The organism is Proteiniphilum sp. UBA5463, assembly GCF_002427225.1.
Taxonomy (GTDB): domain Bacteria; phylum Bacteroidota; class Bacteroidia; order Bacteroidales; family Dysgonomonadaceae; genus Proteiniphilum; species Proteiniphilum propionicum.
Map to the genome: position 1 here is coordinate 67,396 of NZ_DIQL01000062.1, position 11,332 is coordinate 78,727.

At 37.1% G+C, this 11,332-nt stretch carries 7 protein-coding genes; all 7 read left to right on the forward strand.

Annotation, left to right across the window (positions count from 1 at the left end; genetic code table 11):
* A partial coding sequence (locus tag B3B27_RS11470; protein WP_286847482.1) for a TonB-dependent receptor domain-containing protein occupies positions 1–1,011 on the forward strand: 1,011 nt, incomplete at its 5' end.
* 12 nt (positions 1,012–1,023) lie between these two features.
* Positions 1,024–2,544 carry a RagB/SusD family nutrient uptake outer membrane protein gene (locus B3B27_RS11475; RefSeq protein WP_286833887.1) on the forward strand — a complete coding sequence of 507 codons (1,521 nt, stop codon included), beginning with the start codon at positions 1,024–1,026 and terminating at the stop codon, positions 2,542–2,544.
* Between the two features lie 219 nt (positions 2,545–2,763).
* The gene (locus B3B27_RS11480; RefSeq protein WP_286833885.1) at positions 2,764–3,117 is read left to right on the forward strand and encodes a transposase; all 354 of its coding nucleotides are present in this window, start codon (positions 2,764–2,766) and stop codon (positions 3,115–3,117) included.
* 824 nt (positions 3,118–3,941) lie between these two features.
* The gene (locus B3B27_RS11485; protein WP_286847484.1) at positions 3,942–7,151 is read left to right on the forward strand and encodes a SusC/RagA family TonB-linked outer membrane protein; all 3,210 of its coding nucleotides are present in this window, start codon (positions 3,942–3,944) and stop codon (positions 7,149–7,151) included.
* A 14-nt stretch (positions 7,152–7,165) separates the two neighbouring features.
* A complete protein-coding gene (locus B3B27_RS11490; protein WP_286833879.1) occupies positions 7,166–8,797 on the forward strand; it encodes a RagB/SusD family nutrient uptake outer membrane protein in 1,632 nt (543 codons plus the stop codon).
* A gap of 20 nt (positions 8,798–8,817) precedes the next feature.
* Positions 8,818–10,146: a hypothetical protein gene (locus B3B27_RS11495; protein WP_286833878.1), complete on the forward strand. Its 1,329-nt coding sequence runs from the start codon at positions 8,818–8,820 to the stop codon at positions 10,144–10,146.
* A gap of 525 nt (positions 10,147–10,671) precedes the next feature.
* A partial coding sequence (locus B3B27_RS11500) for a hypothetical protein (protein WP_286847486.1) occupies positions 10,672–11,332 on the forward strand: 661 nt, incomplete at its 3' end.

An 11,332-nucleotide genomic window follows, 5' to 3' on the forward strand; every position in this document is an offset into this window, starting at 1 on the left:
TTTTCGTTTGATGTACTTGGTAACAATGGCTTATCGTGGGAGAAAAACATTTCTCTGAATACAGGTATAGATTTTTCTTTGTTCGGAAATAACCTGACCGGTGCTTTTGATTATTTTCATAGAAAGTCTGACGACCTTTTATTCTTCATGCCATTACCCGTATCTTCTGGTTTTAAAGGTATTAATAAAAACATAGGAGCAATTGAAAACAAAGGTGTCGAGTTGGAATTAAATGGTACGTTCATAAGAACAAGTAAATTAAACGCTGGAGCAGTATTTAACGCCAGTTATGTAAAAAGTACCATTACTAAATTGCCACAAGAGGAAATAATTCAAGGTACAAAGAAATGGATGGTAGGGCGTGATCCGTATGAGTTTTTTATGGTTGAATATGCAGGAGTTGATCCTGAAACAGGCTCGAAATTGTATTGGAAAGATATTAAAGACAACGAAGGAAATGTTACTGGACAAGAAAAAACAGCAGCTTCTCCTACTCCGGATATGAGAAGATATGTAGGTACTGCTCTCCCAAAATGGCAAATTGCCCTTTCTCCATATTTAAACGGATACGGTTTCGATTTTTCATTTACATTGACTGGAGCTTTTGGACATAAAATATACGATAGCGCTTATTCTCAATTAATGCACGCTGGAGATCGCGCCGGTTATACGTGGCATAAAGATATTTTAAACAGATGGACTCCGGAGAACAAAAATGCAAAAGAACCGATTCTTGGTCCTAACCTGAATGATGCAACTTCTACCCGTTTCCTGTTTAATGGAAATTATCTCAGAATGAGAGCTATAACTTTAGGATATACAATTCCTACAAGTATCACCTCGAAATTATCAATTAAGGGAGCAAGAATTTATTTACAAGCCGATAATTTACTCACTGTTCGTGCAGCCGGAGTACCTGATGGTATGGAACCTGAAGAACTGACAGGTGTACAGGGAACTAACTCAACTACTTCTAAGATTTATTCTATTGGCTTTAACTTGAATTTTTAATAAGTTACAAATATGAAAAAGATATTATTTTTAATTTCATCAATAGTTTTAACAGGAATTCTTTTCACTAACTGTAGTGACGATTTCCTTGAAACAAGACCTTCCAATGCAATTGGGTCTGCTGAACTCCCAAAAGATCCAAATGCATTAAGAGGTTTACTAAAAGGCACTTATAAATATATGCAAGCATGGGGAACAGGAGCTTATACAGGGGCAACCGGACAACATGACGATAGTGGAATCATGTCTTTTATGATTTTGCAAGATGTTCTCGCTTTGGATATTATAGCCGGTCCAGGTGGATGGTATACATTTACCTATCAACATTACCCAAGTCAACGATACTCAAACCACAGGCGTGCCACTTTTTGGTGGAATACAAGTTATGGAATAATAAAGAATTGTAACGCTATTATACAAGCAGCAGAAGGGAATACCGATCCTGAGTTTCTCAATATTACTGCCCAAGCAAAAACCTTGAGAGCTTTTGCTTACCATAATCTTGTTCGTCAATATAGAAAAACGTATCGTTTAGGTCACGATGGGCCTGGAGTTCCTTTAGTACTCGAACCGCCTGTTGGAGATCCGGAAATTGACAGTAAACCGGCAGGAAAATTATCGGATGTGTTTAAACAAATAACAGATGACTTAAATTGGGCAATTGAGAATTTTGGAAGTATTCAGCGCCCTACTAAGGGTATGGTTAACAAAAATGTTGCAGAAGGATTGTTAGCTAGAGTGCTATTGGAAATGGCTTATGCTCCCAATGAATCAGCTAAGTTTGATCAAGTTATTACGTTAGCTAAATCTGCTAGAACCGGATTTCCTTTAATGTCGGCTGCAGATTATGGAGGTGGATTTAATACCATTGATAATGTCGAATGGCTTTGGGGGCACAAACAAGATGCCGAAGGCAATATCAGTTGGCCAGGATTTTATTCCTTTTATGATATTGAGAAATCTGGTCGTTTTGGTTATCAAAACTTCTTGGCGGACACCGTTTTTGTTAATATGTTTGACGAAAATGATGGTCGTAAACTTTTCGAATGGAATGATTTAGGAAACGGTTACGATAAATATGCTATAGAAAAATTCGTTGATAAACCAGATAGAACTGGAGATTTGCCATATCTTCGTGCAGCAGAATTATTGTTGATTGAAGCTGAAGCTGAAGTAAATAAAGGTAATTATAATAAAGCACAGACATTACTTGACGAATTAAGAGCAAAAAGAATAACAGGTTATCAACCCGAAGTTGCATTAACCAACAAAAACGATATGCTTGAACGTATATGGATCGAGCGTAGAAAAGAATTATATGGTGAAGGTTTTGCTTTATACGATATTATGCGCTTTGGATTTTTCTTAGGAGGTACTACTAAAGTACAAAGAGGTCCTTATCATCTTGATTTTGACAATGAATTACGCGACATTCCTGCGGATAACGACAAGAGATATCTCAGGGAGATCCCTGATTTAGAGTTTGACAGCAACAAGGCTATGGATCGTACAAAAGATCAAAATGAAAGATAAAAATTACACTCTAATATAAATTTAATTAAAAACCGCCTTTCCGGCGGTTTTTTAATTAAACTGGTAAACGCTGAAATTCACATCCATAAATCCGTCACGTCAGGCTCTTTAAACAACTTGGTGGATTTACGTTAATGGATATAAAACAAGTATAATACTTTGGAATTACTAACTTAGCAGGGACACAGAGTTAAGCATCAAAGCTTATTTTTGTGTAGTATGAGAAAACAAAGAACAAATTTTGACAAGGCATTCAAAGAGAATGCGGTCAAACTCAGTTTAGAACGCAAGAATATTTCCGAGCTTGCACAGGAATTGGGTATTGCCCCCTTTCTTTTATATCGTTGGCGGAACGAATACCAGCAGAAAGGGGATGCCAGTTTCCCCGGACATAGAGTCCAGTCACCAAGTGAAGACCCCAAAAGGATTGCTGAACTTTCTCTTTATCTTACTTGCGTGTTGGACCTTTTTGATCGCAAACTGATCGGATGGTCCATAATTGATCATATGAATGCATCCCATACCATAATCCCGGTCATTAGGATGGCCAACAGGAACAGGCCTTTTGGATAAGGCATCATATTTCATTCTGACCGAGGCATCCAATGTGCCTGCAAACAGACTGTAAACCTGTTGAAATCCTTTTTTCTACTCGTACAACACTATATGTGCTTATGGCCTACTGAAAATAAGTATTACTTTATTTTAATTTTTCTTTCATAAGTGCAAGTTTTTTTTGATTGCTCATATTGTGGTACAAATTATAGGCTACATAATACCTAATGTTTTTAAAATAGGTGTGTGTATTGTTATTTTGATATAGATTGTCTCAATATAGTATAAAAATAATAGGAAAATACTCTTTATCTTGCACAATGTTTTTTTAAGATGTAAATTTGCAAAATTTTAGATTGAAAAGGTTACATACTATACGCAATTGTTAAAAAAATAAGTATGTCATTTGCTGATTCTTCCAGCAAAAGTCTGGAAAGTGTAAATTAAACACTGTGTACGGTTTCAGTTTGGTGTTTTTTTTAAAAAAAAGTTGGGAAAATTATGTAATTAAAATAATTGATATATATTTGTAAAATGGATTAATTTCTATATAAATGTTAATTGCAATCGAAGTTATATAAATTATAAAACGTGTGTGCAGCTGAGAGCTGAAAAACAAGGAATGTTAAGTTAAAACCACCTTCATTTAATTTGATGATTGTTTGTTAAAAAGGCTTAGATACGCCACTTAATCTATTAATAATCAGCAGTTTTTTTCTGCTGAAGTTTTACAATTTTTCTTCTGATATTCAGGCGTTTAAGTAAGTATTTACGAAGTATTGTTTTTTTAAAGATGTATAATTAAAAATATTGGGAAAGTGTTTAATTTAAAAGTAGAGTTTATGAACAAAAAACTAACTATGTTTTTAGCCCTGTTCTTTATAGGGATAGGGATTGTAACCGCTCAAACACAAGTACGCGGTACTGTGGTGGATGAGATTGGAGATCCTGTGATAGGTGCCACAATTCAGATTAAGGGAACTACGCAGGGAACGGTAACCGATATTGACGGAAACTTCCGTTTGTCGGCACCATCAGACGGGACACTAGTAATCTCTTATGTGGGTTATAAAACACAAGAAGTGCCTGTAAGTGTAAATGTAAGAATAGAACTAATCACCGATTCTGAATTACTGGAAGAAGTATTGGTCGTGGCTTTCGGTACCGCTAAAAAATCAGCATTTACTGGGTCGGCTAAAGTTGTAGATTCAGAGCAATTAAGTAAATCGCAGGTAACAAGTGTAACCAATGCGTTAGCTGGTGCAGTTCCAGGATTGCAGTTGACATCAAACAGCGGTGCTCCTGGAGCAACTGCTTCTATTAAAATTCGAGGGTTCAGCTCGCTTAATGCTGGAAACGACCCATTAATAATTGTAGATGGTGCTCCTTACAGTGGTGATTTGAGCAATTTGAATCCTAATGACGTGGAATCAATGACGGTTCTGAAAGATGCCGCTTCTAATGCTTTATATGGTGCGCGAGGAGCTAATGGCGTTATTATGATTACCACAAAAAAAGCTAGTGGGAGAGGTGATGCTGTAATAACTTTTGATACAAAATTCGGCGCAAACACTAGAGCATTGCAACATTATAATGTTATAACTAATCCGGCTCAGTATTATGAGATGCATTATGGTGCTTTATCAAGATACCACATGAACCAAGGTCTTAGCCCAGAAGCAAGTTGGATGAAAACAAATGCGAACTTATTTGGAGATCAAGGTAACGGTGGATTGGGATATAATGTATATAATTATCCGCAGGGTCAGATGCTGATTGGTTTGAATGGGAAATTGAATCCAGAAGCTACCTTAGGTCGCATTGAAAATTATAAAGGTAAAGATTACCTACTCACGCCTGACGATTGGGAAAAAGCAGGAACACGTACCGGATTACGTAAAGAATATAATTTGGCTATTAGCGGAAGTAATGAAAAATCCTCATTTTATGCATCTCTTGGTTATTTGGATAATGAAGGTATAACGATGGCTTCTGATATGAATCGTCTTACCACTCGTTTAAGAGCAGACTATCAAGCAAAAGAATGGTTAAAAGTTGGTGGAAATATTTCATATGCTAAATTTGATCACAACTCACTTGGGGACAATGGATCAAGCACATCATCTGGTAATATCTGGGCTTTCACTTCCCAAATGCCTCCTATTTATCCTGCTTATCTTCGTAATCCTGATGGTAGTATTATGGTAGATGAAAATGGACTCGAGATGATGGACTACGGAAATGGGATGAATGCTGGTCGTTCACGTCCATTTATATCAGATGCGAATCCAATTATGGATAGTCAGCTTAATACAATTAACTCTGAGGGAAATGCATTTTCAAGCACTGGATTTGCAAATATCACGTTTATTCCCGGATTAACATTAACCATTAACGGCACTCAGAATTTGGACGAGACGCGTTTCACTTACGTTTACAATCCATTCTATGGTCAGTTTGATACAACAGGTGGTACTGTTTCAAAAGCCCATGGACGCTCATATGATTACAATTACCAGCAGTTATTAAATTATTCTACCTCCTTTGGACTCAACAATTTTGATGCATTGTTAGGTCATGAGTATTATAACAGTACATATGCTTATATGGAGGCAAGTAAATCTAAAATGTTCTCTCAAAGCAATAAAGAATTAGGAGGTGCTATTATTGATGGACAAAGCGCAGACTCATATAAAACACGCTATAACAGTGAAGGCTATTTTACGCGTTTACAGTACAACCATGACAACCGTATTTTTGCTTCAGGCTCATACCGTAGAGACGCCTCTTCACGTTTCCACCCGGATTCCCGTTGGGGTAACTTCTGGTCTTTGGGAAGTGCATGGCTAATCAATCAGGAAGATTGGTTCAATGCTGCCTGGGTAGACGAGCTTAAATTAAAATTGTCATATGGTGTTCAAGGTAATGATGCTATAGGTTCCTATCGTTATACAGACGTATTTAATATAACCAACTCAGCCGGTAACATCGGTACAGCTTTTGAATCAAAAGGAACAAAAGATATTACCTGGGAAACTAACTCAAACTTAAATATTGGAACGGAATTCTCTCTTTTTAAACGTATCTCAGGAAGTTTAGAATACTATCATAGAAAAACAACGGGCATGTTGTTTTCATTTTCAGTAGCCCCTTCATTGGGTTATTCAAGTTATTTTGACAATATTGGTGACATGTACAACACGGGTGTTGAATTGGAACTTGGAGCAAATATTATAAAACAAAGAAATTTTACTTGGGATGTAAATCTAAATATTTCTACTTTAAAGAATAAGCTTACTCTTCTCCATGAAGACAAGAAAACAGCCTCAGGATATGATGCCTCCGGAAATGAATTCAAAGGTTACACAAGTGATGATTTCTTTATTGCTGAAAACCTGCCAATGTACTCTTGGAGACTGAAAGAGTTTGCGGGTATAGATGAGGATGGGCAATCAATGTGGTATAAAAACATTAAGGATGAAGAAGGTAACATAACTGGTCGTGAAGAGACGTCAAAATATGCTGATGCTGACTATTATGTAACAAATGAAACTTCAATTCCCAAAATGTTCGGTGGTTTTGGTACAACTTTACAGGCTTATGGAGTAGATTTTAATATCAATTTCTCGTATCAGATCGGAGGAAAACAATATGATGGTACATATGCTAGCTTTATGGCATCACCAACAGGCTCTAATACAGGGTACAACTTCCATGCGGATCTTTTGAATTCGTGGACTCCTGAAAACAAGTCAAACGAAATTCCTCGTTTTGTGTTTGGTGATACGTATAGCGCAGGTATGTCAACACGATTCTTAACAGATGCTAGTTATTTGAATATTGAAAATATCAATCTAGGCTATACACTACCTAGTAAATGGACTAGAAAGATACAAATTAACTCCATTAGACTTTACGGATCTGTTGAAAACGTTTTATATTGGTCAAAACGCAAAGGATTCGACCCTCGTCAATCTTACAGTACAACTACGAATGCCACATATTATTCGCCTATGAGAGCAGTTTCCGGTGGTGTTACACTTAATTTCTAAATAAATTAACTGATATGAAAATGAAAAGAAATAATATATTATTGTTAATATCAGCCTTGTCGGTCTTGTTATTGAATAGCTGTATCGACGAGACATTTCCAGAAGGATCTACCGCAACGTCCGAACAAATCGGAGCTTCTGCTTCTGCTTTGGAAGCTTCATTAAACGGAATCCCTTCGCAAATGTCAAAGGGCTATTTTGTGTATGATGACCAGGTTCATGAGACTGACATGTCTTATCCTCAATTTATGATTGCTCAAACAGAGATGTTGGGTGATATTTTTCCGCTTGGTGAGAATTCTGGATACGACTGGTATAGAAATTACAACACTTTTAATGCTAATTTTGGTGAAACCAGCTATTTTGCATATTTACCTTGGTTTACGCTTTACAAGCTCATTAAATCTGCAAACGACGTAATTGCTGCTGTGGATATCGAAGACGAAAGTTTAACTCCTGCCATCAAGGGAGCAGCAGGTGTTGCTTATGCAAACCGTGCTTTTAATTATTATTTGCTAATGGTTTTCTTTGAACCGGTTGAAAATATATATACAGACGTTTCGAAAGTAAAAGGATTAACAGTTCCTATCGTAACTGAAAAAACCACTGGTGATGATGCCAAAAACAACCCGCGTGCACCTCGCGCCGAAATGATTGATTTTATACTTTCGGACCTTGATAAAGCTGAAGCCTTGATGGATGGTTATATGCCTAGTTCAAGACTATTCCCAAGTTTAGCAGTAGTTTATGGCATCAAAGCTAAAGTGTATCTTTGGGATGAGCAATACGACAAAGCTGCTGAATTTGCAGGTAAAGCAATAGCTACATTTGGAGGCTCTCCTGTAACAGCAGCGCAATGGGAAGATGAAAAAATTGGTTTTAATACTGCAAACCAGGCATGGATGTGGTATATAAATTATTCAGCTGAAAGCATGAGAAACCTAGCAAACTTTACAGGCTGGATTTCAGGAGAAGCTGACTGGGGTTATTCTTCACTCACTAGGCCAGGAATCGATCGTTCGCTATATGATAAGATAGCCAACAACGATTTCCGAAAAAACACTTTTTTACACCCAGACAAGTACGATTTCCATGCTTACAAAACATCACGCAATGAAGCATACATCAATGATGCACCTGCTTACTTATCTCTGAAATTCCGTTGTAGAGAAGGTAATTGGGAAACTTATAGTGTAGGTGGAGCTGTTGACGTCCCAGTGATGCGTATTGAAGAGATGTACTTGATTGAAGCTGAAGCCGTGGGTATGTCTCAAGGTGTAGCTGCCGGATTGGCTAAGTTAAATTCGTTTATGCAGTCTTACCGTCAGCCAGATTACAACTTTACGACTGGTGATCAGCGTGCTTTCCAAATCGAGGTGCTTACACAAATGCGTATTGAGTTTTGGGGAGAGGGCAATGCTTTCCCGTCTGCAAAACGGATCAAACCGGATATTATCCAAAACTATGAAGGCACAAATGCTCCGGCAGACATCTTCAAAATGAATGTGAAAGGTATTAAACCTAACTGGAACTTGGTAATCCCTATCAATGAAATGGATGCAAATGCTGCTCTTGAAGGATACAATAATCCAAATCCGACAGCTGTAGTTGAAACACCTACTCCAATAGGTCAATTTGCTAACTAATTAATAAAGTGAATACAGATATGAAAAAAAATAAATATATTCTGGGTATATTGGCGTTAATTTTTGCCATGACATCGCTCTATTCATGTAAAGACGATGCTCCGATTTATGAAGCAGCTGAAAAGCTTGGAAATGATCAAGTATATTTTCCAAGCACAAATAGTCTTTCAATAAAGGCTTCCAGCTTGGCAAATTCATATGATGTACCTATAGCTAGAGTAAAGACCGATAATGCGGTTACAGTATCATTGACCCTGAGTGGTGGAGATGGACTATACAGTATTCCTGCTTCAGTTACTTTCAATTCTGGACAAGCCGTAACAACATTTAAGCTCTCATATGATCCGGAAGTAGTTGGTTATGACAATTTCAGTGATGTAGTGATTAGTATTGGAGAAGCATACAAAACTCCCTATGGAATTACGGATTACGCATTTAATATCGGTATCCCAGCTCCTTGGAAATCACTTGGAATGGCCACTTTTATTGAGGATTTTATTACAACTTTCTTTGGTGTAGCCAATGACCCTTATAAAGTTGAAATCCAAGAAAACGAATTACAACCCGGGTTGTTTAGGTTGGTTAATCCTTTTGGTGAAGCTTACAAATACAATGAAACTGGTGATTGGGATGATTCAAGAGACTGGTATTTGGAAATAAATGCAGCAGACCCTTCGGGAGTTTACATGAATGTACAACAGACAGGAATGGACTGGGGCTATGGCATGATATCTGTGGGGAGTATGGCAGGCCATAACATGTCAAAAGGTCAAACACTGGAAGAACAAAAAGCAGCTGGATATACTGGTAACTTTGAAAATGGATTGATAACTTTCCCGGCTAAAACTTTGCTTGTAAGTATGGCTGATTATCAAGATGGTGGATTGTTTAAAGCAAACAACAAAGGTGCTTTTATGGTATTAATGCCAGGTGCTGTTTTAGCTGATTATTCTGTAGATGTTACCTATTTAGGCCGTTTTATAGATACAGAAGATAAAAATTTTGTTGTAGCTGATATTGCATTAGGCGAAGATGTTGAAATCGCAAAAGTCGCTTTGGTTGAAGGTAAAGATATCAATTCCGCAAAAGCAGGTATACTTGACGGTAGTATTAACTCAATCGAAGTTGAAGCTAGTGGATCAGTGATGTTGCCTTGTGATGTCGATGGAGAATACTCTGTTGTTGCAATTTCATTTGCTGGGGAGGATGATAAAGATGTAGGTTATGATACATTTGAGTTTTCAATTACTAGTAGTTCTGTAGTAAATCCTGCAGCCACTGTTACAAGAAATATAATAAATCAGATTAAAAAATCTTCAATTAAAACAAGTATTATGTCAATAAAATAGTTTTTTTGAACCATAGTTAACAAAGGGGTACAAGCAATTGTTTGTACCCCTTTGTTTTGGGGCTCGCTCAACGCGAACATTCTCTAATCGGTGTAAGTCCGTAACACGCCCGATAGCAGGAAGTGTATAGCCAAGAGCAAGGGTGTTCATTGCGTGATGAATATTTTTTATACCTTCTTATACATAGCTCCAGCACCTTTTTAAGACGTAATTTGGGTTTTCTCCAGTTCCGGGGCCAATTAGTAAAATGAATACCTTTCATTTTCCACAACTGACTTTAATTACTTTCTAATAATCACACCTTGCTGATATGTGATATATAACACAAAACAAAAGAGCTAATACGTGAAAAACTATTCGCTATAGATATAAAAAACCACTATATTTGTAATTTTTATAGTTTCTTTTCTATTTATGTCGCGTATTTCTGTTTTTTTGCTGTTTTTGGTTTCTTTTTTTGCATACAGCTCATGTAGCAAAAGGAGTGATTCGGTTGCTTTAGATCGGTTAAAGCAATGGGATAGCATGGTGGACAGATATCCGAAACAGGTTGCCGATAGTTTGAAATTGCTTAATCCGTCAACCCTTTCCCGTTCCAACAGAGCTTATTATGAGCTTTTGAAGGTGATCTCTGACGACAAGACGTACGTTAATTTCACTAGCGATTCACTGATTAACGCTGTCAGTGATTATTACAGGATACATAATCCGAAAAACAGGAATTATATTCGTGCGCTTGCTTATCAGGGGATAGTGCGCACAAGGATGGGAGTGAAAGACAGTACCGTTTACGACCCGCTCAAAGAGGCGGATAAGCTCTATGCGTCTTCATATGTGCCCGACCCGTCATTAGGGTATCTAATAAACTATTTTCTGGGAAATATTCACTACAATAACAGAAATTATAAGCTGGCCAATGATTATTTTAATAAAACCTTAAAATATGCCCGAAAAGAGAGAGATTCAATACATTTGTTCGATACGTATCTGGCTCTATATTGGAACGAGATGCAGCAGAAAGATTTTGTAAAGGGAAAGTTGTATCTTGATACTATCTCAACTTTTTATGACAAACTCCCGGGAAAAGAATATTTTATCTTGAATGCACAGTCAATATATCACGATATTATTGGTGAACCGGAAAAAGCATTGGAGAGAGAAAAAGCTAAATTGCTTTTGTTCAGGA

Excerpts from the sequence above, each read along its gene's own strand:
- B3B27_RS11475 (WP_286833887.1), top strand. The coding sequence starts at position 1,024 with ATGAAAAAGATATTATTTTTAATTTCATCAATAGTTTTAACAGGAATT.
- B3B27_RS11480 (WP_286833885.1), top strand. The coding sequence starts at position 2,764 with ATGAGAAAACAAAGAACAAATTTTGACAAGGCATTCAAAGAGAATGCG.
- B3B27_RS11485 (WP_286847484.1), top strand. The coding sequence starts at position 3,942 with ATGAACAAAAAACTAACTATGTTTTTAGCCCTGTTCTTTATAGGGATA.
- B3B27_RS11490 (WP_286833879.1), top strand. The coding sequence starts at position 7,166 with ATGAAAATGAAAAGAAATAATATATTATTGTTAATATCAGCCTTGTCG.
- B3B27_RS11495 (WP_286833878.1), top strand. The coding sequence starts at position 8,818 with ATGAAAAAAAATAAATATATTCTGGGTATATTGGCGTTAATTTTTGCC.